The organism is Tepidiphilus sp. HLB4 (genome assembly GCF_054823945.1).
The window spans coordinates 70472-93709 of sequence record NZ_JSYB01000007.1; the positions used below are offsets into that span (position 1 = coordinate 70472).

The window sequence follows — 23238 nt, forward strand, 5'->3', positions numbered from 1 at the left end:
TCAGGACAAAGACGCCGAAGCGTCCGAGCGCACCGCCCGCCATTGCGGCCATAGCAGGGCGTAGCTCAGGAGCGGCCACAAGGCGGCATTGGCAAAGGCCGAGCCGAAATACCCCCATCCCGGCCAGTCGCCCCCCGCGGCCAGACGGACCGCCGCCTGCACGGCGAGCGCCAGCACCCATAAGGGCAACAGCAAAAGGGCCTGGCCCCAGCCGCCGAACCACAGGATGCGCGCCGAACGGCGCTGCGCCAGATAGACCACCCACACCAAGGCCAATGCCTCCTGTCCCAAGGCCACGCCGCGCCCCACGTCGAGCATCACTCCCAGCACGAACGCCGTCCCCACGCCCACCCGATCGGGATCGCGCATCGCCCAGAAAGTAAGCACCGCCAGCGTCAGTTCGGGCCAGAACCCCCACCCCCCCTTGGGAATCAGATCCCAAAAAAACGCCAGCGCCAGGGTAAGGAAAATGAAGCGCGGCCGCGGCGGCTGAAGCACCCGCGCCGGACGGGAAACGGCCTGCATCACGCACCTCCCGCCGACGCTTCCTTCGCCGGCACGCGTTCGACCACCATGAGATAACGCCGCCGCTCGCCCAAGGCCACGGGCTCGCACACGATATGGGAAAAACCCGCGCCGGTGTCGACGGATACCACCCGCGCCACGGGAATTCCCGCAGGGAACACGCCATCGAGGCCGGAGGTGACGAGCAGGTCGTCGGCGCGCACGTCCGCATCGGCGAGCAAATGGCGCAATTCGAGGTAGCCGTCGCCCAGGCCATAGACCACGCCGCGCACACCGTTGCGCTGCACCATCACCGGCACCGCATGGTCCTTCTGCGTGATCAGGGTCACTTCCGACACCAGCGGCTGGATGCGCGTCACTTGCCCCACGAGCCCATCGGCATCGAGCACCGCCAGGCCCAGGCGCACGCCGGCATTCGCCCCGCGATCGACGACGATGCGCCGGCTGAACGGATCGGGCGCATCGTAGAGCACTTCGACGCCGAGGGTGCGCAGCTCGGCACGCTTGCCCATGCCCAGCAGGCGCCGCAATTCGGCATTTTCCGCCTCGAGACTGGCCAAGGTGGCCGCGCGCAGCCGGTCCTCCGTCTCGATGCGCCGCAGACGCGCATTCTCGGCCTGCACCTCGGCGAGCGTGGCGAAATAGATCGACCCGTCGGCGGCGAGTTTCACCGGCCAGTGCGCCGCCTCCTGGACCGGGCGAAGCACCACCGAGACCGCATCGCGCACCGCTCCCAGCGCCCCGAAGCGCAGATCGAGCACCAAGAGCAGCACCGACGCGAGCGTCGCCAGCCCCAGGCGCTGCCCGGGGGACATCGCGCGATGGAAACGCGGAACGTTGGGTGAGGCGCCGAGCGGGGAATTCATCGCAACTCCCCGAAACCGTAGGTCATTCCGTGGCGAAGAGGGTATCGAGCATATCGACTTTCTCCAGCGCCATGCCACAGCCGCGCGCCACGCAGGTGAGCGGATCCTCGGCCACGATCACCGGCAACCCCGTCTCTTCCTGGATGAGGCGGTCGAGATCGCGCAACAAGGCGCCGCCGCCCGTGAGCACGATGCCGCGCTCGGCGATGTCCGCACCCAGCTCCGGCGGCGTCTGCTCCAGCGCAATCTTGATCGCCGAGACGATCTGGTTCAAGGGATCGGCGATCGCCTCGCGGATCTCGTTCGACGACACGGTGAAACTGCGCGGAATCCCCTCGGCGAGGTTGCGCCCCTTGACTTCCACTTCCAGCACCTCGGACGAGGGGAAGGCGATGGCTACCTGTTTCTTGATGAGCTCGGCCGTCGCCTCGCCGATGAGCATGCCGTAGTTGCGCCGGATGTAGTTGACGATGGCATCGTCGAACTTGTCGCCGCCCACCCGGATCGAGCCGGAGTAAACCATTCCGCCCAGCGCGATCACACCAACCTCGGTGGTGCCACCGCCGATGTCGACCACCATGGAGCCCGTGGCCTCGGCCACCGGCAGACCCGCCCCGATCGCCGCAGCCATCGGCTCCTCGATGAGAAACACCTTGCTCGCGCCGGCGGCGAGCGCCGCGTCGCGGATCGCGCGGCGCTCCACCTGGGTCGAGCCGCAAGGCACGCAGATGATGATGCGGGGGCTGGGCGAGAGCAGACTGGAAGAGTGCACCTTCTTGATGAACTGTTTGATCATCTGCTCGGTGACGACGAAGTCGGCGATCACGCCGTCTTTCATCGGCCGGATCGCCTGCAGATTGCCAGGGGTCTTCCCCAGCATCTGCTTGGCCGTCTGCCCGACGGCCTGGATCACTTTCTTGCCGGTGGACGGATCGATGCGGATCGCCACGACCGAGGGCTCATTGAGCACGATGCCGCGGCCGCGCATGTAGATGAGGGTGTTGGCCGTGCCAAGGTCGATCGCCAGATCGTTGGAAAACAAAGAACGCAGAAAACCGAACATGTTGGGTCCTTGGAGAAACGGAAACGCAGGCATTCGCCGGCCTAGGACGTCGTGGCGCGAAGGAGTCGCCCCCCACGGGGAAGTCTCGGCAAAAGGGTCGCGAATATGATACTCTACAAAGCTTTGGACGCGACAGGGTCTGCCGTATGCCCGCCATCGACCTCGACCGCCTCGCCGAACTCGCCCGCATCGAATTGACCGCCGAGCACGCGGCGGCGTTCCGTGCCGACCTCGAACGGGTCCTCGCCCTGGTAGATCGGCTGCAAGCCGTCGACACCAGCGGCGTCGAACCCATGAGCCATCCGCTCGATCTGCCACAGCGCCTGCGCGAGGACGCCGTCACCGAACCGGATCAGCGCGACGTCCTGCTCGCCCTCGCCCCCGCGGCGGAGAACGGCCTCTATCTCGTGCCCAAGGTGATCGAATGAGCACAGAACGGCTCCTTGCCTCCTCGCTGCGTGAGCTTGCCACCGCGCTCGCCGAAGGTCGCACCCGCGCCGAAGCGCTGGCCGAGGCCGCCCTCGAGCGCGCGCAAGCGCTGCAGGAACGACTCAACGCCTTCATCACCCTCACGCCGGAGCGCGCGCGCGAAGCCGCCCGCGCCGCCGACGAACACCGCCGTGCCGGAAACATCTCGTTACTCTCCGGCATCCCCATCGCCCACAAAGACCTCTTCTGCACCAAGGGCGTGCGCACCACCGCGGCCTCGCGCATGCTCGCCGAGTTCGTGCCGCCGTACGACGCCTTCGTCGTCGAGCGGCTCGCCCAAGCCGGCGCCGTGTCCCTCGGCAAGACCAACCTCGACGAATTCGCCATGGGTTCGGCGAACGAACACTCCCACTTCGGCCCCTGTCGCAATCCCTGGGATACGGACCGCATCGCCGGCGGCTCCTCGGGCGGCTCGGCCGCGGCCGTGGCCGCCGGCATCGTGCCCGTAGCCACCGGCACCGACACCGGCGGCAGCGTGCGCCAGCCGGCGGCCATGTGCGGCGTCACCGGCATCAAGCCGAGCTACGGGCGGGTGAGCCGCTACGGCATCATCGCCTACGCCTCCTCGCTCGATCAAGCCGGCGTGATCGCCCGCAGCGCCGAAGACTGCGCGCTCGCCCTCACGGCCATCGAAGGCTTCGACCCGCGCGACTCCACTTCGCTCGAACGCCCAGTCGAAGACCATGCCGCGGCGCTCGCCGCCGCCGACGGACGGCTCGATGGGCTGCGCCTGGGCCTGCCGCGTGAATTCTTCGCCGTCGAGGGGCTCGACGCCGACGTGCGCCGCGCCGTCGAAGAAGCCGCCCGCACCTATGAAGCCCTGGGCGCGCGCCTCGTGGAGGTGTCGCTGCCGCGCGCCGAGCTCGCCATTCCCGCCTACTACGTCATCGCCCCGGCGGAAGCCTCGAGCAACCTCGCGCGCTACGACGGCGTGCGCTACGGCTACCGCGCCCCGGCGTACACCGACCTCGACGACATGTACCGCAAGACGCGCGCCCAGGGTTTCGGCGAGGAAGTGAAGCGCCGCATCCTCGTCGGCACCTACGTGCTCTCGCACGGCTACTACGACGCCTACTACCTGCAGGCGCAGAAACTGCGCCGCCTCATCGCCGAAGATTACGCCCGGGCCTTCGCCTCCTGTGACCTCCTCCTCGCCCCCACCGCGCCCACCACGGCCTGGCGCCTGGGCGAAAAAGGTCAAGATCCGGTGCAGGAATACCTGCAGGACATCTATACCATCGGCGCCAACCTCGCCGGCCTGCCGGCGCTGTCGCACCCCTGCGGGTTCGACGCGGCAGGGCTGCCCATCGGCTGCCAGCTCATCGGCCCCTATCTTGCCGAGACGCGGCTGCTGCTCGCCGCCCACGTCTTCCAGCAAAAAACCGACTGGCACCGCCGGTTGCCGCCGCTGTAAACCACGGAACCGCCATGAACCGCACCGACTGGGAAACCGTCATCGGCCTCGAGATCCACGCGCAGCTCACCACGCGCAGCAAGATCTTCTCCGGCGCCTCCACCGCCTTCGGCGCCGAACCCAACCGCCAGGCATGTGCCATCGACGTGGCCCTGCCCGGCACCCTGCCCGTGCTCAACCGCGGCGCCGTCGAGCGCGCCATCCGCCTCGGGCTGGCGATCGAGGCCGAAATCGCCCAGCGCAGCGTCTTCGCCCGCAAGAACTACTTCTACCCCGACCTGCCCAAAGGGTACCAGATCAGCCAATACGAGCTGCCGGTGGTCAAAAACGGCGCCATCACCGTGCAGGTGGGCGAGGGAGAAGCCGCCTACGAGAAAACCGTGCGCATCACGCGCGCGCACCTCGAAGAAGACGCGGGCAAGAGCCTGCACGAAGACTTCCACGGCATGACCGGAATCGACCTCAACCGCGCCGGCACGCCGCTGCTCGAGATCGTCTCCGAGCCCGACATGCGCTCGGCCGAAGAGGCGGTGGCCTACGCCCGGGCGCTGCACGCCCTGGTGCGCTGGATCGGGGTGTGCGACGGCAACATGCAGGAGGGCTCGTTTCGCATCGACGCCAACGTCTCGGTGCGCCCCAAGGGCGAGACGCGCCTGGGCACGCGTCGCGAGATCAAGAACCTCAACTCCTTCCGCTTCCTGCAGCAGGCGATCGACTACGAAGTCCGCTGGCAGATCGAAACGCTCGAGGAAGGCGGCGCCGTCCAACAGGCCACCGTGCTCTTCGATCCCGAGCGCGGCGAGACCCGCGTGATGCGCACCAAGGAAGACGCGCACGACTACCGCTACTTCCCCGATCCCGATCTCCTGCCGCTCGTCATCGACCGCGCCTGGATCGAAGAAGTGCGGGCAAGCCTCCCGGAGCTGCCGCAGGCGCTGCGGCGGCGGCTCGTCGAGGAACACGGCCTCACCCCCTACGATGCCAACCTCCTCACGGCAAGCAAAGAACTGGCCGACTACTATCTGACCGCCGTTGCCGCCGTGGACCCTGTACTCGCCAAGCCCTGCGCCAACTGGATTCTCGGCGAGCTCGCCGCCAGGCTCAACCGCAGCGGGATCGAGATCGGCGAGAGCCCCGTGCGCCCAGCACACATCGCCGCCCTGGCACGCCGCGTGCAGGATGGCACGATCTCGCATGCCGGAGCCAAGAAGGTGTTCGAAGCGCTGTGGGCGGGTGCAGGCGAGGACGTCGACGCGATCATCCAAGCGCAGGGTCTCAAGCAGGTGAGCGACGAGAGCGCCCTGGAAGCGCTGGTAGAAGCGGCGATCGCCGCCAATCCCAAGTCGGTGGAGGAATTCCGCGCCGGCAAAGAAAAGGCGTTGAACGCCCTCGTCGGCCAAGTGATGAAAGCCTCGCGCGGCGCGGCCAATCCACAACGTGTGACCGAACTGCTGCGGCGCAAACTCACCGCCTGACGGGATGCTCCCATCGCGTTCGGACCGGAAAAACCGTTCGGGTAAATCGGCTACAATGCCATTTCCGTCGGCATAGGTAAAGGGCCCGCCATGCAGGAGACGATCGAAGCCATCGACGAGCGGTTGCGTCATCTGTTGGCCGTTGCCCCGGAATCGGCCCCTCCGGCGGCCGAGTTCGAGATCCTGGCCGACAGCCTCCTGGGCCAGGAGTTCGCCACCTTTTCCCAGCTCGTCGATCGTGCCGACCTGCTGCGCGCGGCCCTGCACCGCGTTGGCTGGCCGCGCCGCAGCCCGCCCACGCGCGAATCTCCGTACCTGAAAGCCTGGGGCAAGCTCATCAAGCTGTACACCAAGGCCACGCAGCACCCGGCGGCCGTTCCCTCCTCGCCTTACTGCGCGCTCGCCCACGAACGCCAGAGCTGGTGCCTGCTGCGCATGATGCTCATTTTCTGGTTCGAGCTCACGCGCGTTCCCGACACCCTCTGGGGCGGCTTGCACCAGGCGCTGCTGCGCGCCGAGCGCGCCAACGTGGCCAATCGACGCGTCGACGACGGTCTTTTCGGCACTCCGCTGCGGCTGAGCTGCCGCGAAGTGCACCACGCCGCCGCCCTCATCCATCTCGCCAATCCCAACGCCCTGCCCATGTCGATGCTGCCGCGGGTGGTTACCTTCGCGCTCGAACTGGCTACCTACGCCCAGTTCGTTCCGCCGGAGTGGCTCGATCGCATCGACGATCGCTACGGCATCGACCTCGCCGGAAATTCGCCCCCCATCCCCGCGCTTGCCCTGGCCGACGCCAAGATGCTGCGCCTCTACGATGCCGGCGCACTCATACCCAAAGTGCATATGCGGCTCGCTCAGACGGGCTTATCCACCGACGAGCGCCTGCTCCTCGAAACCCTGTCGCAGCGCTGGACGGGAGAGCCGCCCAAGCGACAGGAACCCCGCGAGCCGAGCAATGAAGGGCTGCAGGTCGTCTCCGACTGGCCAGCGATCTATTTCTACTTTACGGGACGCGCCTTCGAGCCGCCCACGGCGGTGTCGGTGCGCCGCACCTTCGAGGAAGCCCAGCGCATCCAGCTCTTCGGCGGCACCGTCAGCGACGTCGATCTCACCGAGCGCGAGCGGGAAAAGAACGAGCTGCTCTACTCCCCCCACCTCACGCAGTGGGATGCCATGGACCGCAGTCCCAAGGGGTGGCGCATCCGCCGCAGCGGCGCGCGCAGCGAGCTCACCCGCTGGCCGCCCGGGCGGCTGCTTCTCGTGCGCAAACACCCCAAGACCTACGGCAGCATGCTCACGCGCGTGCGCTGGCGCCAAGCCACCTTCGACGGCGAGATCCACCTCGGGCTCGAGCAGATCCCCGGCATCCCCCGCCCGACGGCGGTGCAGCACTTCCCCGTGGTAGGAGCGCCGCCAACTCCCTGGTACCCCGCTTTCTGGTTTCCCGACACGAGCCGTGGCGACGAAGGCACGCACCGTCTGCTCGCTCCGCTCGAGATCGGCACCGAAGCCAAGCTGCTCAACCTGTGGGTCGAACACAAGACGCGCGGCGCCCGCGTGCAGGAAGTCCTCGAAAAGGGCGAGGATTACCTGATCCTCACCTTCTTCTGGATCGACCCGGTCATCATTTGACCGCCTCGCCCTCGCGCCAGCGCCCGGAGGGAAAGCGCAGCCGGAATTCGCTCCCCTTGCCCGGCGCGCTGTCGATGAATAGCCTCGCCTCGTGGCGTTGCGCCACGTGATTGACGATCGCCAGCCCCAGGCCGGTGCCACCGCGGTCGCGCGAGCGGGCCCGATCGACGCGGTAGAAGCGCTCGGTGAGGCGCGGCAGGTGCTCCGGCGCGATCCCAATGCCGGTATCGCGCACGAAGAGCTCCCCTTCGCCGTTTTCCGCCGCACGCGCTCCGATCACCACCCGGCCCGGCGCGGGCGTGTAGCGCACCGCGTTGAGGGCGAGATTGCCCAAGGCCGACTCCAGCTCGGTGCGCACACCCAAGATCGCGCCGGGTTGCGGCGGGAAATCCACCTCCACCGTCAGCCCCTCAGGCGCCACGCCTCTGGCCTGGGCGGCCGCCGTCTCCAGAAGCTCCCCGACGTCGACCCATTTCGCCGGCGGCGGCTGCGTCCCCTCCAGCTGCGCCAGCGTCAGAAGATCCTCCACCAGCCGCTGCATGCGCACCGCCTGCGCATGCACCTGCTCCAGATAGCCCGCCAAGGGCGGTGGCAGGGGAGTGGGCGCATCCAGCGCCGTCTCCACGTAGCCGCGCACGATGGTGAGCGGCGTGCGCAGCTCGTGCGAGACGTTGGCGACGAAATCGCGCCGCATCCGCTCGAGCCGCATCGCCTCGGTGCGATCCTCGACGAGCAGCAGCGCCTCTCCTTCCTCTAGCGGAACCCATTGCAGGCGGCAATGGAGCGTTTCCCCGCGCCGCGGCACCTCGCCGGTAAACCCGGCCTCGCCCGAAGCGCGAATGCGTTCGAGCCAGCGCGGCTCGGGCAGGAAGAGGGCGAGCGGCTGCCCCCCATGCAGGCGGCGCTGTAATTGCAGCAGATCCTCGGCGCGCCGGTTGAGCCGGCGGATCGTCCCGTCGGCCGCCAGCCACACCACCCCCACCGGCAGGCGATCCCAGGCCGCGATCAGGCGCTCCCGGTCGCGCCGTGCCGCCTCCACCCGGCGCCGCCACACCCGCTCCTGCGCCCGCAGCGGCTCGAGCACCAGCCGCGCCCGGGGGGAAAGATCCTCATGAGGCGCTCCAGTGAGCGCTTCCCCCAGCACCTCGGCAAACTCGCGCTCGACGCACCACCATGCCCAGCCCAGCCCGAGCGCGAGCAGGCCTAGCCCCGCCGGCCAGGAAAAGAGCGCACCCACCGCTGCAACCGTTCCCACGCCAGCCAGCCGCCGCCAAGCGAAACGGCGCTGTCGCCGCAGCCGCTGCGCCGTCTTCATGCTTCCTGTGCCGTCTGCACCGAAAACCGGTACCCCGCCCCGCGCACCGTCTGGATCAGACCCGCCATCCCATAGGGTTCGAGCGCCGCGCGCAAGCGGCGCACGTGCACGTCTACCGTGCGCTCCTCGACGAAGACGTGATCCCCCCAGACGCGGTCGAGCAGCTGCGAGCGGCTGTGCACCCGCTCCGGATGCACCATGAGGAAATGCAGCAGGCGAAATTCGGTCGGCCCCAGCGCCACCACCCGCCCTTCTGCCAGCACCCGCCGCGCCGCCGGATCGAGCTTCAAGCCACCCGCCTCGAGCACCTCCTCGCCCACCTCCGGCCGGCGCCGGCGCAGCACCGCCCGGATGCGCGCCACGAGCTCACGCGGCGAAAAGGGTTTGGTGACGTAATCATCCGCCCCCGCCTCCAGCCCCAATACCTTGTCCACCTCGGCCCCGCGCGCCGTGAGCAAAATGAGCGGCAGCACCCGCGTACGCTCTTCCCGCCGCAAGCGGCGCACGAGTTCGATGCCCGACAGCCCCGGCAGCATCCAGTCTATGAGCACCAGATCCGGCAGCGCCTCTCCGATGAGCCGCAAGGCCGTCTCCGCCTCGGACGCGCGCAGCACGTGAAATCCCGCCTGTTCGAGATTGACCGCGATCAGCTCCAGGATCGCCGGTTCGTCCTCGACCACCAGCACATTGGCCGCCATGATCCCTCCGCTCGTGCCATCAGAAACGTGTTGCCGTTATATCGCGAAACGGTGACGGTTTCGTGACATTTTCGGGCCTCTCCCTGTTCCCTTGCCCTCGAACGAAGCATCTTCCGCCCCAAGATGGCGCAAGGGGCACCCTGCGCCTGCCCGCAAGCCACGGCCAAACGGGAAAAAACGACTGGCATCGTTCTTGCTTCCTAACGTCTGGCCTGTCCACCGGAGACTTTCATGAAAACCCCTCTGCTTCCCCTCACCGCCACCCTGGCCGTGCTCGGCGTCTCTTTGGCCCATGCCGAAGATACGGCCAAGAGCCCGTTTGCGCTCAGTTTCACCCTCGGGGCCACCAGCGACTATGTCTTTCGCGGTGTGTCGCAGACACAAAACGAGCCCGCCGTCCAAGGCGGCCTCGAATTGGCGCACGATAGCGGATTCTACGTCGGACTGTGGGGCTCGAACGTCGATTGGGTAGAAGCTGGCGGCTACAAAGAGGACAACAGCCTCGAAGTGGACCTCTATGGCGGCTTTCGCGGCACCTTCGCCGACTCGTTCGGCTATGACTTCGGCATCATCACGTACTACTATCCCGGCGACAAAATCTCGGGAGCGGTCGACCCGGACACCACCGAAGTCTACGCCGGTTTGTCCTGGAAAACGGTGGCCCTCAAATACTACCACACGGTTTCCGACCACTTCGTCGGCTGGACCACCGACGATGGCGGCGATACCCGCGGCAGCTACTACCTCGATCTCTCGGCCAGCTATGACCTGGGCGGGGGCTGGGGTGTGCTCGGCCACGTCGGGCATCAGGAAGTGGAAGACAACGACGCAGCCTCGTACACCGACTGGAAACTCGGCGTGAGCAAGGATCTCGGCTTCGGCGTCGCCACCCTGGCCTATACCGACACCGATGCCAGTAAATCCGCCTATACCTGGGACGGCGAAGAGGTGGCCGATGCCAGAGTAGTTCTTTCGTTCCAAAAAAGCTTTTGATCAACACCCCCTCGCCCATCGTTTGTGGCAACGTCCGGTCGAGGGGGCATGAACAATCAAGCAGGATCGGGACGAAACCATGATCGACGCCAGCGACCCCGAATTCATTCGACTACTCGCCCGACTCAAACTCAGCGTCCGTCGTCAGCTGGAATACAACATCGATCTGGCACGGCTGCAAAAAGACGCACAACAAGCCTTGGAGGTGCTGAAGGAAATCGAGGATATGGCCGAGGATGAAGAACTCCTTGCACTCATTCTCCGGCTGAGAGCGATAATAATGCAAAATTCATCAAAAGACGTCTTGGAAAAGGAGAAAATCGCCGATCCTTCTGTCGAGAAAAATTCTTCCAACGTGCGCTCTTACCGATTTGGCGCACGGGGTGGATGAGCGCCAACCTCAGAGATCAAGCCGCTCGAACCACGCCTGCATCACCGCTGCGGCTGCCTGCTGCAATCCCGCTTCCTGCGCCCGCGCCTGGCGGCGTAGCTCGTCCGGACGCAGACCGCAGGCCCGGATCTCATCGATGTTGCCGATGAGCCAGCGCTCGAGTCGAGAAGGGGCGACTTCGAGGTGGAATTGCCAGGCCATCGCGTGATCCTCCACCATGAACGCCTGGTTGGGGCACAGCGGCGTTCGCGCGAGGCTCTGCACGCCGTCGGGTAGATCGAAGACGTCGCCGTGCCACTGCAGCACGGGCTGCGCGCCGATCCGGGCGATGGGCGTGCCAACAGCCGCCGGAGTGAGTTCGAGCGAGAAATAGCCCAGTTCTTTCGTTCCCATGGGTCGCACCCGCGCCCCCAGGGCACGGGCCATGAGCTGCGCTCCGAGGCAGATACCCAGCGTGGGCCGCTGCGCATCCAGCCGCGCCCGGATCAAGCGCACTTCCTCGGCAAGGAAAGGGAAATCATCGTCGTCCTCGGCGCCGAGCGGGCCGCCGAGCACCACCAGCAGGTCGGGGGCGAGCGCATCCCAGCCGCAGAGCTCGTCGAGACCGAGGTCGATATAGCGCACTCGCCAGCCGCGCCACACGAGCCACGGCTCGAGCAGACCCAAGTCTTCGTAAGCGACGTGCCGCAGCGCCACGGCCAGCGGCGGGGCGCGTCGTGCGCCGGATTCGTTCTTCGTCATGTTCGTCCTCCCGAGGGAACACGCCGGTGCTCAACGCGCGCTCGTCACGCGGAAGCGCCGCATCGAAGCACCCAGCTTGCCGGCGGCGTGCTTGACCCGGTCGACGCTCGCCGCGAGCGCCGCCAACGAGCCGCGCATGCCGTCGGCGATCGCCGCCAAGCGTTGCATCATGGAGCCGTTCACGCGGCTGCGCTCGGCCACGCGCTCGATCACGCCCAGCAGTCGTTCGGCGAGTTCGTGCACCTCGCCCTGCTCGGAGACCGCTTCTTCGGCAAGCCGCAGACCGTTCTCGACGTCGGCCACGCCGGATTCCATGATCGAGACCGCCTCGCGCGCTCCGTGCTGGATGCCCTCGATCTTGCCGCGGATGTCGCCGGTGGCGCTGGCCGTGCGTTGCGCCAGCTTGCGCACCTCGTCGGCCACCACCGCGAATCCGCGCCCGTGCTCGCCGGCGCGCGCCGCCTCGATCGCCGCGTTGAGCGCGAGCAGATTCGTCTGGGCGGCGATGTCGCTGATCACCGCCACGATGTCGCCGATCTCCTCGGTGCGCTGGTTGAGCGCCTGGATGGTGCGGCTGGCGGCGTCGATCGAATCGCGGATCGCCTGGGTCTGGGTGCGCACCGTCTGAAACTGGGCTTGGGCGTTCTCCACCACCGCGCCGAGCGCGGTGCGCACTTCCTCGGCGGTATGGGTGGCGGTGTCGATCTCGGCGAGCTGTTCGCCGAGTGAGTCGAGCAGATGCTGCACCTCGGCAAGGAGCTCATTGGCGGTGCCAGCAGCTTCCGTGTTCTTGTCGATCATCTCGCCGTGCGTCTGGCGCACCTCGTCGGTGGTGCGCACCACTTGCCCCAAGGTGCCGTCGAGCGAATCGATGAAGCTGTCGATCCAGCGGCCGAGCTCGCCGCTCTCGTCCTCAGCGAGCAGGCGACGATCGAAGCGCTGGGTGAGGTTGGCTTCCCCCTCGGCGAGCGAGCGCATCGTCTCGGCCATCGCGTCGAGCCGTCCGGTGAACGCCCGCACGCGGCGCCGCAGCAGCGGCGCATAGCCGAGGAGCAGCACCGCGACCATCGCCACCACCACGGTCGACGCCGGCGGTGCGGCATAGGCCGCGAACACCGCCGCCAGCAGCGCCGCGACGCCGACGAGCAGCAGGAAATCGCGCGTGAGCTGAAACCCCAGCGGGCGATGGCGATAGACCTCTTCGAGATCGGCTTCGCACATCATCCCCCAGCGATCGGGCGAACCGGGCAGCCGGAAAGTGATGCCCTTGCCGATCACCGGGATGTGTCGGTAGTCGGAATAGCCGGGATAGGTGACGAAGAGGTTCTCGCCGCAGCGGATCGTTTCGCGCACGCCGGGGTGCAGTTGCCCCGTGGCCGGGTCGACGAAGCGCAGCTCGAGCTCGGTGTGTCGCTGCACGCGTACGGTGCCGTAGGGGGTGGAAACGCCGCGCTTGAGGTTGTCTCCGAGGGTAAACGTTTCATCCTCGAAGCGCGAACGCGACAGGGCCGTGCCCGGGGCGATCGTCGGATCGAAGCGCGATTCGACCATGAAGAGGTAGTTGTCGCCCGAGTCGCGGTAGATGTGCCCCGCCTCGCGCTGGATGAGATCGCCGATCACGTCGTTGGGCACGCGGGCGCAGACACAGCCGAGCGTCTCCCCGTCGCGCACGATGGGGTGGTAAAACATCAGCGTGACTTCGTCGTGGAAACGCGAAGTCGTCGGCCCCAGCGTCTCGGTGAATGGGTCGGCGTAGGGGCCGTGCAGGAACGGGCCGCTCAGCCCGGCGGCGACGGCTTTCTCCGGCAGATCCTGCTTGCCGACGTGCTGCGGCGCAGTCGAGGCGAGCACCCGCCCTTTCGGGTCGATGACGAAGAGTTCGGAACAATCCGCGGCGAGCAGGCGTTTCTGGCGCAAGGGTTCGGCATCGAGCGCCTGGTCGAACCGGCCAGCGTAGGTCTGGGCCAGATCGGCGAGGTGTTCCCACTGCGTCCGCGTCCAGTCTTCGAGCAGGCGCACGCGGGTGGCGGCGATGCTCTCGAAAGTGCGCTCGATCGCCGGATAGCGGTGGCGGTTGAGCCAGCAGGCCCAGCCCATGGCGAGCTTGCCGGTTTTGCCGAACCAGGGCAGCCAGTGCCGCTCGGCGGGGGTGAGCGCCATGCGCCGGCTCTTGAGCGCGCCGTCCGCGCGCGGCGGGGCATAACTTGCACCAAAAGGGTTCGAATGGGTCAAGGTTTGTGCCGTCATGGTGCATTCTCCGCATCGAGGGTATCGGCCGCCAAGTCGGCGCAGACGACGAAAGTGCCGGCCTCGCCGTGGGCCGTGGCGGAAAGGGTGCGTACCCAGGTACCATCGGGTACCGAGAGGTAGGGGTCGGTCAAGTGGATTCGTCCGGGCATGGCGATGGCACGGCGAAAATAGGGCCGGGCGCTCCACAGGGCACCGGCGCCATCGGCCAGCGGTAGGTAACGCAGCAGGGTCACCGGCACACGCGAGGCGCTGTGCCCGAGCTGGCGGCCGTTTGCGTCGAGCAGATAGGCGCGATAGACCTCGGGGCGGGCGATCAACTCGGCGCTCGCCAGAGCAAAGTCTTCTCCCAAAGCGACGCGGCGCAAGGTCTGCCGGAACACCTCTTCGAGCGTTTTGGGTACCGCCTCACGACGGCGCACAGGACGCGCCCGCAGCGGGTCGTGCAGTTTCTCCCGCGCGCCCCAGGTGCTCTTGAGGGCGAAAGCGCGCGGCTGCGGCCGGGCGTAGTAGAAACCTTGCACGAGATCGGCTTCGGCCTGCACGGCGAGCTGCGCCTGCGCCGCGGTTTCCACGCCCTCGAAGAGCACCAAGGCACCGGTGTCGCGGATGAGCGCCACCAGCCGCTGGAGACTGCGGCGCACCCGCGCGTCCTCTTCCGCGAACAAAATCAGCGTGCGATCGAGCTTGACGATGTCGGGCGCGAGCGTGAAGAGCCGGTCGAGGTTCGAATGACGAGCACCAAAGTCGTCGAGCGCGACCAGGCAGCCGAGCGCCCGGTAGCGGGCCATGAGTTCGCGCAGCCACCCGGAATCGGTACTCTCGTCCTCGGTGAGCTCGACCACGACCTGGTGCGGATCGAGCCCGGCCGGGAGATCGTCTTCTTCGGTGAGCTGTGCCTGCGGTGCCCGATTGACGAAAAGCCACAGATCGTCGCCTGCCAGCGGCCGAAAGTTTTCGTAGTGCAACCGACGGGCGAGCCGGTCGCGCAGAATGAGCTCTTCGGGGTGCAGACTCGAGGTGAAAAACCGCAGCGGTGGCACCTCCACCCCCTCGTGCTGTGGCCGCAGCAAGGCTTCCAGCCCGACGATGCGCCCGTGCGCGATGCTGAAGATCGGCTGGAAATGGCTCATGAGCTGCCAATCACGATAGCTCAGGATCGTGTCCTCGGGATGGCGGTGCCAGCGCACCGATGTTTCCAGGCATTCCGGCGCGTCGTGCTCGCGCATTGGGGGTTCCTCCGATTTCCACCGCACCGTGCGGCATGCCCACTAGAACCAGCAATAATCATGCCTGAGCCTCTTTGCAGCAACGGCGTCGGCGTCACATCCTCGTCACACAGCTCGCCTACGATGGCGGGCGATGCGCCTTGTCGTGGCGAAATTCGTCCATGGATTCCCTGACCGAAATCATGTGCCCTCCCTATCCCGCCGACGTCCTCCCCGAGCTGGAACGCCTGTTGCAGGAACGACGCCTGGCAGCGCGTTTCCAGCCGGTGATCACGCTGGAGGACGGCGGACTCCTCGGCTTCGAAGGGCTCATCCGCGGCCCCAGCGACAGTTCGCTGCACGCTCCCCTGGTGCTCTTCGACGCGGCGCGCCGTCTCGGGCGATTGAGCGAGCTCGAATACCTCTGCCGCGAGACGGTCATCGCCGCTTTCGCTGCTCAAGGCGGCCAAGGGAAACTGCTGCTCAACGTCGATCCGGGGGCGATGGTGGTGCAGCCGGGCGATCAAAGCCGGACGCTCGCCTGGATCGAACAGGCGGGATTGTCACCGCGGGAAGTCGTCATCGAGCTCACCGAAGCCACGCCGGGCCTGGACTACGCCCAATTGCGCCATGCCGTGGCGCACTACCGCAGCCTCGGCTTTGCCATCGCCATCGACGATCTGGGCGAAGGCTTTTCTTCGCTGCGATTGTGGTCGGAGCTCGAGCCGGATTTCGTCAAGATTGACAAACACTTCGTGCAAGGGGCACACGCCGACCCGATCAAATGGCAATTCTTGGAGTCGATCGCGCGCATCGCCCGCAACAGCCGCACCCAAGTGATCGCCGAGGGCATCGAGACGCCGGCCGAACTCGCCGTGGTGCGCGAGTGCGGCATCCCCCTCGGTCAGGGGTATCTCTTCGGCCGGCCCGAACCGCGACCCGAATATCGGCCCGAGCCGGAACACTTCCGCTCCGAGCAGGTGCTCGACGCCTCCGTACCCGCGGGCGCAGAGGCGAGCGTCGCCTCCCTGGTGCACTACGTCGCCCCGCTTGCGCCGGAGACGACGAACGAGGAAGTCTTCGCCCGCTTCGAACGCGACCCGGAGCTCTATGCCCAACCGGTGGTCGCCGACGGCGTGCCGCTGGGGCTCATCGCGCGCAATCACTTCATGGATGCCTACGCCCGCCCCTACCGGCGCGAGCTCTACGGACACCGACCCTGCACTATGTATCTCGACCGCCACGCGCTGGTGATCGACCGGCGCATGAGCCTGCAGCAACTCTCGGATCTCATCACCCAGCTCGACCCCAAACACCTGGTGCAGGGCTTCATCATCACCGACTCCGGCCGCTACCTGGGACTGGGCAACGGGCACGCGCTGCTGCGCGAGATCACCCGCCTGCAGCTCGAGGCGGCCCGTCACGCCAACCCGCTCACCAACCTGCCCGGCAACGTCCCCATCCAGCGGGAGATCGATGCCCGGCTCAAGCGGGGCGAACCGTTCGTGGCCGCCTACCTCGATCTCGATCATTTCAAACCGTACAACGACATCTATGGCTTCCGCCGCGGGGACGACATCCTGCGGCTGGTGGGCGAACTGCTGCGTGAGCACACCGATCCGGCCAGGGATTTCGTCGGCCACATCGGCGGGGACGACTTCATCGTGCTGTGGGGCAGTCCCGACTGGCAGGAACGCACCGAGGCGCTGCTGCGCACCTTCGATGCGCGTATCCCAGAGTTCTACCATCCCGAAGACCGCGCCCGCGGCGGCATCGAGGCCGAGGACCGGCAAGGGCGAACGGTCTTCTTCCCGCTGTGCGCCTTGTCGGTCGGCGCCGTCGTCATCGACGAGCCACAGCGCTACGAGAGTCACCACGCCGTGGCCGAAGCGGCCTCGGTGGCGAAGAAGATGGCGAAGAAGACGCCGGGCAGCTCGCTCTTCGTCGAACGCCGCCGGCAGAAGTGAGCAGAGCGCTACAGGAGCACCGCGCAGCAGGGTGTCCGAGGGGCCCTACAGGATGCCGTCGGCGCGGTGCAGCACGTCGGCGAGCTCGACTTCGGGTGGTAGCGGCTCGAGCAGGCGGCGCGGCGCCTGAGGCGGCGGCGGGGGGGCGATCTCCCGATTCCAGTCCACCAGCTCCAGCCGACCGTCGAGGTGTTCGACGATGGCCGTGCAGGAATCCACCCAGTCGCCACAGTTGGCGTAGGTGAGACCGTCCACCTCCTTGATCGCCGCCCAGTGGATGTGGCCGCAGATGATGCCGTCCAGCCCCCGCTCGCGCACGCTGCGCATCACCGCGTCTTCGAACCCGTACATGAACTCCAGCGCCTTCTTCACCTTGCGCTTGACGTGTCCCGCGAGCGACCAGTAGCCCGGCCGCCCCATCCGGCGACGCACCCAGGCCCAGACGACGTTGGCGCGCACGAGGGCGCCATAGGCCGCATCGCCCAGCAGCGCCACCCAGCGATGATGGCGCGTCACTTCGTCGAACTCGTCGCCGTGGATGAGCAGGAACCGCCGTCCGTCGGCCGTCTGGTGCACGTACTCGGCGTGCAGCGTGATGTCGCCGAAAGCAGCCCCGACGTATTCACGCAGCGCCTCGTCGTGGTTGCCGGGAATGAAGATCACTCGCTCGCCGTGGCGCGCCCGCCGCAGGATCTTCTGCACGACCGTATTCTGCGCTGCGCTCCAGTAGATGCCGCGGCGCATCGCCCAGAAATCGACGACGTCGCCCACGAGGTAGAGATACTGCGCCGGATATTCGCGCAGGAAATCGACCAGGCGCTCAGCCTTGCAGGCGCGGGTCCCGAGGTGGATGTCCGAGAGAAAGACGGAACGAACGGCAGGCATATCGACCCCCTTCTACGCTGATGTCACACTCACCGCTTCGCCCCCTTCCTGCAGCACGGCGCAGAGCACCGCTTCCGCCTGGCGAAAGATCTCGGCCCAAGAGCGGCGAGCCGCCGCGGCGCGCGCCGCCGTGCCCAGACGCCGCCGCAAGGGGGCATCGGCGGCGATCCGGCAGGCCCGCGCGATGAAGGAGTCCTCATCCCCCGGCGGGCAGGACAAGCCGCTCACGCCGTCCTCCACGCACTCGGCCACCGCCGCCTCGTCGTAGCCCACCAGCGGCAGGCCGCTCGCCATCGCCTCGAGCACGACGTTGCCGAAGGTTTCCGTCAGGCTCGGAAAGAGGAAGAGATCGGCCGAGGCGTAGTGCGCTGCCAGATCCTCGCCCCGGCGCGCGCCGCAGAAAACGAACTCAGGATGATCGCGCCGCCAGCAGGCCGCCATGGGCCCTTCCCCCACCACGACCAACTTCGCCTCAGGACGATGCGCCGCAATGGCCTGAAACGCCCGCGCGAGCAGATCGAGGTTCTTCTCCGGCGCGAGCCGCCCGACGTAGAGCACCGCCAGCCCCTCCTCCCCTACGCCCCAGTGCCGGCGCAGCGCCGGATCGCGCCGCGCGGGAGAGAACAGCTCGGCGTCGACGCCGCGCGCGAGCACCTCGACCCGGCGGTATCCCGCCGCGAGCAGGGCGTCGCGCTGGCGCTGCGTCGGCACGAACGTACACTGCGTCGCATTGTGAAAAGCGCGTAGATAGGCCGCGATCCCGCCGCGCAACCAACCGAGGCCGTAATGGGCCCCATAGGCGTCGAAATTCGTATGCAAGGCCGAGGTGAGCGGAATGCCCAGACGGCGCGCCGCCGCGAGCGCCGCCAGACCCAGCGGTCCTTCGGTGACCAGATGCACCCCATCGGGCCGCTTCTGCCGCCAATGGCGCACGAGTCGTCCATACGCCGGCCACCCCATGCGCAAACCCGGATAACGCGGCAAGGCGATCGCGCCCACCCGCAGCGAGGCCACGCCCGCGAGCTCCTCCCCTTCTGCTCTTCCCTGATCCGGCCGCACCACTTCGAGCTCGTGGCCCGCGGCGACCGCCTCCTGCAGCATCCGCCCGACGGTACGCGCCACCCCGTTGATCTCGGGGGGATAGGTCTCGGTGACCACACTCAGACGCAGCCGTCGCTCAGGCATTCTCCCCCTCCCCGGCAAAGCGCGCCCGCAGCGCGGCGAGCCGCTCCTGCAGCGCCGCATCAGGAACGGTCTGCGTCTGCACCAGTCCGGCATAGACACTGCCGTCGTTGCCATCGAGCGTGATCGGCTCTCCCTCGGCCACGACCCGCTCGCCGAAGCGCACGCTGCGCGCCCAGCCGTCGATCGTCAAGCCCTCGCACCCGACCACGCATACCTTGCCCATCTGCCGCGCGACCACCGCCGCGTGCGAGGTGCGTGCCCCGCGCCGGGTGAGCAGTCCCCCGGCCTGGCGCAGCGCCGCGACGTCGGCCGTCTCGGCATCCTGCCGCACCAAGATCACTTTGGCCCCCTGAGCCACTCGCTCCGCCACCCGTTCGGCATCGAGCGCGAGCTCACCGCCGGCAATGCCGGGCGAGGCCGGAATCCCGCACGCGAGCCGCTGCGGCGCCTCCCCTCCCTCGGTGGCCAGGCGCACCGTCGCCAGCTCCTCCAAGGCGATGTCGCGCGTACGCTCCCAGGCGGCGCGCTCATCGATCACTCCCTCGTCGAGCAAATCGAGGGCGATGCGCGCGGCTGCCCGCAAGGTCCGCTTGCCCGAGCGCGCCTGCAGCCAGAAGAGCGTGCCTTCCTGCACCGTGAATTCGAAATCCTGCATGTCGCCGAAGAGCCGCTCCAGCTTCGTCCCACCGTCGCACAGCTCCTCCCATACCTGGGGCAGACGCGCGGCCAGCCGCTCGTGCCCCACGGCATTGCGCCGCCCGGAGACCACGTCCTCGCCCTGCGCCTCGAAGAGGAAATCCACCCACGGCCGCGGCGTCCCGTCGGTCGGGTCGCGCGTGAATCCCACCCCGGCCCCCGAGCGCCGGTCCGCGTTGCCGAAGACCATCTGCTGGATGGTGACCGCCGTACCGAGCGCGTCGTCGATCCCCTGATGCCGCCGGTAGTCCACGGCCTTGGGGGCATTCCAGGAAGCGAACACCGCCCGCACCGCTTCGCGCAGCTGCACCCGCACCGATTGAGGGAACGCCTCGCCCGCCTGCTCGCGGTAGCACTCCAGGAAACGGCGCGTGAGCGCGCGCAGCGTGTCGAAAGCGAGCGCCTGTTCCTCCCGCCCCTGGGCGAGCTCCGCGAGCGCCGCCTCGAACACGCCTGGGTCGATCCCGGCCACCACCTCGCCGTAGCCCGCCACCAAGCGCCGGTAGGAATCCCACACCAGCCGCGGATTGCCGGTCAGGCGCAGCAGCCCCGGCACCGTCTCGTCGCACAAGCCCACGTCGAGCACCGTCTCCATCATCCCCGGCATCGACACCGGCGCCCCCGAGCGCACCGACACGAGCAAGGGACGACGTGCATCACCCAGGCGCCGAGCGGTGAGTGCCTCCAGCGCCGGCAATCCTGCCGTGAAGAGCGCCTCCTCCCACGCCGCGACCGGCCGGTGCGCATAGGGCGTTCCCAGCACCAGCGCCGGCGGCACGCGCAAGCCGGCGCTCGCCATCAGCCACAGGTTCCACGCCTTGTTCCCGAGCTGCAGCACCCCTTTGCTCGGAGGATGGGCCTTGCGCGGCAAAGTCTCCATCTCCCGACGACCAGCGATCAGATAGCACGCCTCGGGCCAATGCGGCGCGTTCATGACGTCACCCCCGTGCGCGCCATCACCATCTGGCGCAAGGCATACCCCACGGCGAGCAGGCCGTCGGAGGCTTTCTCCACCGCGGCAGCCATCTGCCCGGCGATCTGTGCCCCCGTGGGTTTCTCGGACATGGTCGCGACGATGGCGCGGCTCGCCTCGCGCGCGAGCTGGTCGCACAGGCGCTCGGCGCGCAGGATGCGCCACAGCGTCTGCAAGAACGCGTCCTCGTCCTCCGCCTCCCCCTGCGCACTCACCGCGCGGGCGATCTCTACGGCACGCACCAGATCCTGAATCGCCGCCAAGGTCGTGTCCGCCAGCCGGCTCAGGGGCTCGCGCGCCCCCGGCGTGAGCCCGGCCAAGGGCCCAACGAAGAGCAGCGAATGCAAAAAGAGCGCCTCCTCGAGCGCATCGGACACGTCGTCGGCATGCTCCATCAAGGCCACCAGAGGCTGCCAGCGGCTGTGACGCTCGGCACGCGCACGCGCCTGCATCAGGAGATGATCGGCCTCGCGCTCCCATTGTTTGCCGCGTTGCCCCTGCGCTTCGAGCGCCTCGGGCCCAGGCTCCTCCTCCAGCACGGCGCAGACCTCGCGCGCGATGGCGTGCGTATACGCCGCATGCTCGGCCAGCAGCTCCAGCTCGAAAGTGCGCTGCCGCAGCAGACGGGCGAGCAGGATGCGCGCCTCGTCGGCGACGAGATCCACCGGTTGGCGCTCGAGCAGCATGCGGCTCGACACGCGCAGCAAGGTGAAGAGGTACTCACCGGCCGCCTGCGGACCCAACACCTCGTCGAGCCGATCGCCGATGCGAAACGCCTCGCCATCGACCGATTCCATGGCCGCGAACACCAGCCGCTCGCCCCCGGCGAGCAACCACCCCATGTGCCCGCACTCCTCCTTGGCCGCCCGGTAGAGGATCTCCTGGGCCTGCGCCTTGCCGACGAACTGCTGCAAGCGCTTGCGCGCCCGGTTCCAGTCGATCACGAACACGATCTTGGCAGCCAGCTCCTCCAGCGCCTCCTCGAGCGCAGCGCGATCCTGCCCGCGAAACACCGCCTCCCCCACCATGTAGGGCCGCCCCGCGTTGAGGCCCGCCCCTGCGGCGGAGGTTTGCACCGTCCAGACGAAACCGACCTCCTCCAGCAAGCGTTGGAAGAAACGGAAACGCCCGCGATGCAGATCCGAATAGTTCAGCCGGATCTCCAGATCTTCGACCGTCACCACCAGCACGTGCACGTCGTTCGTACCGATGTCGTTTTGGATGAGCAGGCGCGCGCCGTCGCGCGTGGCCGCCGTATCCAGCCCCGGGTGAGAGAACTTGAGCGGTGCCGTGCGCCTGAGTTCGCGCATGAACGCCCGCACCAAGGGCCGATCCTCGGGCGCGAGCCCCCAGACGTTCGCCCCGTCGAGCTCCTCGGTGGCGATCTCGGCGGCCAGCGCATTGAGCGCCTTGTGCAGGTCCATCACCAGCAGGTGCAGGCTATCGCCGCGCTCGCGCTCGCCATGCGTCAAGGCAGCGAGCTGCTCGGGTTCCAGCCCCTCCTGCGGATCGAGCGAATGCAAGAATTCGAGCCAGGCATCGCGCCGCGCCAGCAGCTCGGCCGGCCCCGACGGTGCAGACTCGCACACGGGGCGCGCCATCGTCTGCAGATCGGCCGCCACCGCCTCGCACCACCGGTCGAGATGGCGCAGCATCAGCACCCCGTCGGCAAGATAGGCGCTGCGCACCAGCTCCTGCAGCCACCCCGTCTCCGTCACCCCCGCCCGGGCGAACTCGGCCGACCAGTCCGTCACCGCCGCCTGCGGATCACCGGCATGGCGCGCCGCCTCCTGCAGCAAGCTCAGATAGAGCTTGAGCCGGTCATTGGCCGCCAGCGCCGCCTGCACCCAGCCGGGCAACAGCAAGGAACGCTGTCCCAGCGCCGCCACCGCCTCTTCCTTGCGCATCTTTCCCTCCGGCGCGACCACGATGCCCCGAGTCTGACGCGGAAAGATTGCGCAGCGATGACATGAGACGATACCGGGGCCAAGCCTCTTCCCGGCTCTCTAACGCACTCTCTCAGCCACCCGCTTCCCGTACCCGTTAGCATGAATACCTGCAGCGACCATGGCAGGTCGGTGGCGAAAAAGTAAAACAGGGTTGAACTCCATGGTCTCCTCCTTAGACGCGCCCCTTTCGACGGGACGTTCGGGAAGCCACGCTAGCAGCCTGCGATTATCGTGTCAACCTGTTTTCAATAAAAATCATGCCACGAATCAAATTTTCAGGTGTAAAAGTAAATGTATTGACATTAACTTTCCCTTCCCCTAGACTGATCCTCGTCGGCGGAATGAAAAGAAAAACTGACGATAAAAGAAGGAAGGGGGGGAGATGGAGTTCTCGCTCAGCGAAGACCAACAGGCACTGGTCGATGCAGCCGACCGGTTCGCCACGCAAAGGCTGAAACCGGGCTATCGTGCCCGCGAGCACGCAGGACGGATCGGGTTGTGCAACCTTTTTTCTGTAAATTTC

The 23238-nt window shown here is 67.4% G+C and carries 19 protein-coding genes; 7 read left to right on the forward strand and 12 right to left on the reverse strand.

Annotation, left to right across the window (positions count from 1 at the left end; genetic code table 11):
- From mreD to OA56_RS01885, 3 genes are read right to left on the reverse strand one after another with little or no spacing between them, the layout of a single operon-like run.
- Complete coding sequence (mreD, locus tag OA56_RS01875) at positions 1-525, reverse strand: rod shape-determining protein MreD (protein WP_055423280.1); 525 nt, start codon at positions 523-525, stop codon at positions 1-3.
- Complete coding sequence (gene mreC, locus OA56_RS01880) at positions 525-1391, reverse strand: rod shape-determining protein MreC (RefSeq protein WP_072247925.1); 867 nt, start codon at positions 1389-1391, stop codon at positions 525-527. The genes mreD and mreC overlap by 1 nt, the downstream gene beginning before the upstream one ends.
- A 22-nt stretch (positions 1392-1413) precedes the next feature.
- On the reverse strand, positions 1414-2454 hold the full coding sequence (locus OA56_RS01885) for a rod shape-determining protein (RefSeq protein WP_055423281.1): 1041 nt from the start codon (positions 2452-2454) through the stop codon (positions 1414-1416).
- Between the two features lie 146 nt (positions 2455-2600).
- On the opposite strand from OA56_RS01885, the gene gatC reads away from it, so the two are divergent.
- The 4 genes from gatC to OA56_RS01905 all read left to right on the forward strand — a co-directional run bounded on the left by gatC (position 2601) and on the right by OA56_RS01905 (position 7467).
- Positions 2601-2882, forward strand: a complete 282-nt coding sequence (gene gatC, locus OA56_RS01890; protein WP_055423282.1) for an Asp-tRNA(Asn)/Glu-tRNA(Gln) amidotransferase subunit GatC — start codon at positions 2601-2603, stop codon at positions 2880-2882.
- Positions 2879-4357: an Asp-tRNA(Asn)/Glu-tRNA(Gln) amidotransferase subunit GatA gene (gene gatA, locus OA56_RS01895; protein WP_055423283.1), complete on the forward strand. Its 1479-nt coding sequence runs from the start codon at positions 2879-2881 to the stop codon at positions 4355-4357. Before gatC ends, gatA begins: the two co-directional genes overlap by 4 nt.
- Positions 4358-4371: 14 nt before the next feature.
- A complete protein-coding gene (gene gatB / locus OA56_RS01900; RefSeq protein WP_141056118.1) occupies positions 4372-5832 on the forward strand; it encodes an Asp-tRNA(Asn)/Glu-tRNA(Gln) amidotransferase subunit GatB in 1461 nt (486 codons plus the stop codon).
- A 90-nt stretch (positions 5833-5922) separates the two neighbouring features.
- Positions 5923-7467 (forward strand): hypothetical protein, encoded by a 1545-nt coding sequence (locus OA56_RS01905; protein ID WP_461583264.1) that lies wholly within the window; start codon positions 5923-5925, stop codon positions 7465-7467.
- Here OA56_RS01905 and OA56_RS01910 read toward each other — a convergent pair.
- Positions 7460-8782 carry an ATP-binding protein gene (locus OA56_RS01910; RefSeq protein ID WP_055423286.1) on the reverse strand — a complete coding sequence of 441 codons (1323 nt, stop codon included), beginning with the start codon at positions 8780-8782 and terminating at the stop codon, positions 7460-7462. The two genes, OA56_RS01905 and OA56_RS01910, sit on opposite strands and share 8 nt — an antisense overlap.
- Entirely contained in the window at positions 8779-9480 is a 702-nt protein-coding gene (gene phoB, locus OA56_RS01915) for a phosphate regulon transcriptional regulator PhoB (RefSeq protein ID WP_055423287.1), read from the reverse strand. Before phoB ends, OA56_RS01910 begins: the two co-directional genes overlap by 4 nt.
- 231 nt (positions 9481-9711) lie before the next feature.
- On the opposite strand from phoB, the gene OA56_RS01920 reads away from it, so the two are divergent.
- Positions 9712-10473: a TorF family putative porin gene (locus OA56_RS01920; protein WP_055423288.1), complete on the forward strand. Its 762-nt coding sequence runs from the start codon at positions 9712-9714 to the stop codon at positions 10471-10473.
- Positions 10474-10552: 79 nt separating this feature from the next.
- Positions 10553-10864: a hypothetical protein gene (locus OA56_RS01925; RefSeq protein ID WP_141056122.1), complete on the forward strand. Its 312-nt coding sequence runs from the start codon at positions 10553-10555 to the stop codon at positions 10862-10864.
- 9 nt (positions 10865-10873) lie between these two features.
- Here OA56_RS01925 and OA56_RS01930 read toward each other — a convergent pair whose 3' ends face one another.
- The 3 genes from OA56_RS01930 to OA56_RS01940 form a co-directional block, all read right to left on the reverse strand.
- Positions 10874-11605 carry a glutamine amidotransferase gene (locus OA56_RS01930; protein WP_141056123.1) on the reverse strand — a complete coding sequence of 244 codons (732 nt, stop codon included), beginning with the start codon at positions 11603-11605 and terminating at the stop codon, positions 10874-10876.
- A 30-nt stretch (positions 11606-11635) separates the two neighbouring features.
- Entirely contained in the window at positions 11636-13765 is a 2130-nt protein-coding gene (locus OA56_RS01935) for a methyl-accepting chemotaxis protein (protein WP_461583267.1), read from the reverse strand.
- 83 nt (positions 13766-13848) lie between these two features.
- Positions 13849-15081, reverse strand: a complete 1233-nt coding sequence (locus tag OA56_RS01940) for a sensor domain-containing phosphodiesterase (protein ID WP_141056124.1) — start codon at positions 15079-15081, stop codon at positions 13849-13851.
- A 161-nt stretch (positions 15082-15242) separates the two neighbouring features.
- Here OA56_RS01940 and OA56_RS01945 point away from each other — a divergent pair, with 161 nt between their 5' ends.
- Positions 15243-17027 carry a GGDEF domain-containing protein gene (locus OA56_RS01945; RefSeq protein ID WP_198289004.1) on the forward strand — a complete coding sequence of 595 codons (1785 nt, stop codon included), beginning with the start codon at positions 15243-15245 and terminating at the stop codon, positions 17025-17027.
- Positions 17028-17072: 45 nt separating this feature from the next.
- Here OA56_RS01945 and OA56_RS01950 read toward each other — a convergent pair whose 3' ends face one another.
- Genes OA56_RS01950 through OA56_RS01965 form a run of 4 tightly spaced genes read right to left on the reverse strand, consistent with a single transcriptional unit; the run spans position 17073 to position 22673 of the window.
- The gene (locus OA56_RS01950; RefSeq protein ID WP_055423291.1) at positions 17073-17912 is read right to left on the reverse strand and encodes a UDP-2,3-diacylglucosamine diphosphatase; all 840 of its coding nucleotides are present in this window, start codon (positions 17910-17912) and stop codon (positions 17073-17075) included.
- Positions 17913-17924: 12 nt separating this feature from the next.
- Complete coding sequence (locus OA56_RS01955; protein ID WP_055423292.1) at positions 17925-19097, reverse strand: glycosyltransferase family 4 protein; 1173 nt, start codon at positions 19095-19097, stop codon at positions 17925-17927.
- Positions 19090-20727 (reverse strand): PEP/pyruvate-binding domain-containing protein, encoded by a 1638-nt coding sequence (locus tag OA56_RS01960; RefSeq protein ID WP_055423293.1) that lies wholly within the window; start codon positions 20725-20727, stop codon positions 19090-19092. Before OA56_RS01960 ends, OA56_RS01955 begins: the two co-directional genes overlap by 8 nt.
- A complete protein-coding gene (locus tag OA56_RS01965; protein WP_461583265.1) occupies positions 20724-22673 on the reverse strand; it encodes a phosphate transport regulator in 1950 nt (649 codons plus the stop codon). Before OA56_RS01965 ends, OA56_RS01960 begins: the two co-directional genes overlap by 4 nt.
- Between the last annotated feature and the right edge of the window lie 565 nt (positions 22674-23238).

Excerpts from the sequence above, each read along its gene's own strand:
- mreD (WP_055423280.1), bottom strand. The coding sequence starts at position 525 with ATGCAGGCCGTTTCCCGTCCGGCGCGGGTGCTTCAGCCGCCGCGGCCG.
- mreC (WP_072247925.1), bottom strand. The coding sequence starts at position 1,391 with ATGAATTCCCCGCTCGGCGCCTCACCCAACGTTCCGCGTTTCCATCGC.
- OA56_RS01885 (WP_055423281.1), bottom strand. The coding sequence starts at position 2,454 with ATGTTCGGTTTTCTGCGTTCTTTGTTTTCCAACGATCTGGCGATCGAC.
- gatC (WP_055423282.1), top strand. The coding sequence starts at position 2,601 with ATGCCCGCCATCGACCTCGACCGCCTCGCCGAACTCGCCCGCATCGAA.
- gatA (WP_055423283.1), top strand. The coding sequence starts at position 2,879 with ATGAGCACAGAACGGCTCCTTGCCTCCTCGCTGCGTGAGCTTGCCACC.
- gatB (WP_141056118.1), top strand. The coding sequence starts at position 4,372 with ATGAACCGCACCGACTGGGAAACCGTCATCGGCCTCGAGATCCACGCG.
- OA56_RS01905 (WP_461583264.1), top strand. The coding sequence starts at position 5,923 with ATGCAGGAGACGATCGAAGCCATCGACGAGCGGTTGCGTCATCTGTTG.
- OA56_RS01910 (WP_055423286.1), bottom strand. The coding sequence starts at position 8,782 with ATGAAGACGGCGCAGCGGCTGCGGCGACAGCGCCGTTTCGCTTGGCGG.
- phoB (WP_055423287.1), bottom strand. The coding sequence starts at position 9,480 with ATGGCGGCCAATGTGCTGGTGGTCGAGGACGAACCGGCGATCCTGGAG.
- OA56_RS01920 (WP_055423288.1), top strand. The coding sequence starts at position 9,712 with ATGAAAACCCCTCTGCTTCCCCTCACCGCCACCCTGGCCGTGCTCGGC.
- OA56_RS01925 (WP_141056122.1), top strand. The coding sequence starts at position 10,553 with ATGATCGACGCCAGCGACCCCGAATTCATTCGACTACTCGCCCGACTC.
- OA56_RS01930 (WP_141056123.1), bottom strand. The coding sequence starts at position 11,605 with ATGACGAAGAACGAATCCGGCGCACGACGCGCCCCGCCGCTGGCCGTG.
- OA56_RS01935 (WP_461583267.1), bottom strand. The coding sequence starts at position 13,765 with ATGGCGCTCACCCCCGCCGAGCGGCACTGGCTGCCCTGGTTCGGCAAA.
- OA56_RS01940 (WP_141056124.1), bottom strand. The coding sequence starts at position 15,081 with ATGCGCGAGCACGACGCGCCGGAATGCCTGGAAACATCGGTGCGCTGG.
- OA56_RS01945 (WP_198289004.1), top strand. The coding sequence starts at position 15,243 with ATGGATTCCCTGACCGAAATCATGTGCCCTCCCTATCCCGCCGACGTC.
- OA56_RS01950 (WP_055423291.1), bottom strand. The coding sequence starts at position 17,912 with ATGCCTGCCGTTCGTTCCGTCTTTCTCTCGGACATCCACCTCGGGACC.
- OA56_RS01955 (WP_055423292.1), bottom strand. The coding sequence starts at position 19,097 with ATGCCTGAGCGACGGCTGCGTCTGAGTGTGGTCACCGAGACCTATCCC.
- OA56_RS01960 (WP_055423293.1), bottom strand. The coding sequence starts at position 20,727 with ATGAACGCGCCGCATTGGCCCGAGGCGTGCTATCTGATCGCTGGTCGT.
- OA56_RS01965 (WP_461583265.1), bottom strand. The coding sequence starts at position 22,673 with ATGCGCAAGGAAGAGGCGGTGGCGGCGCTGGGACAGCGTTCCTTGCTG.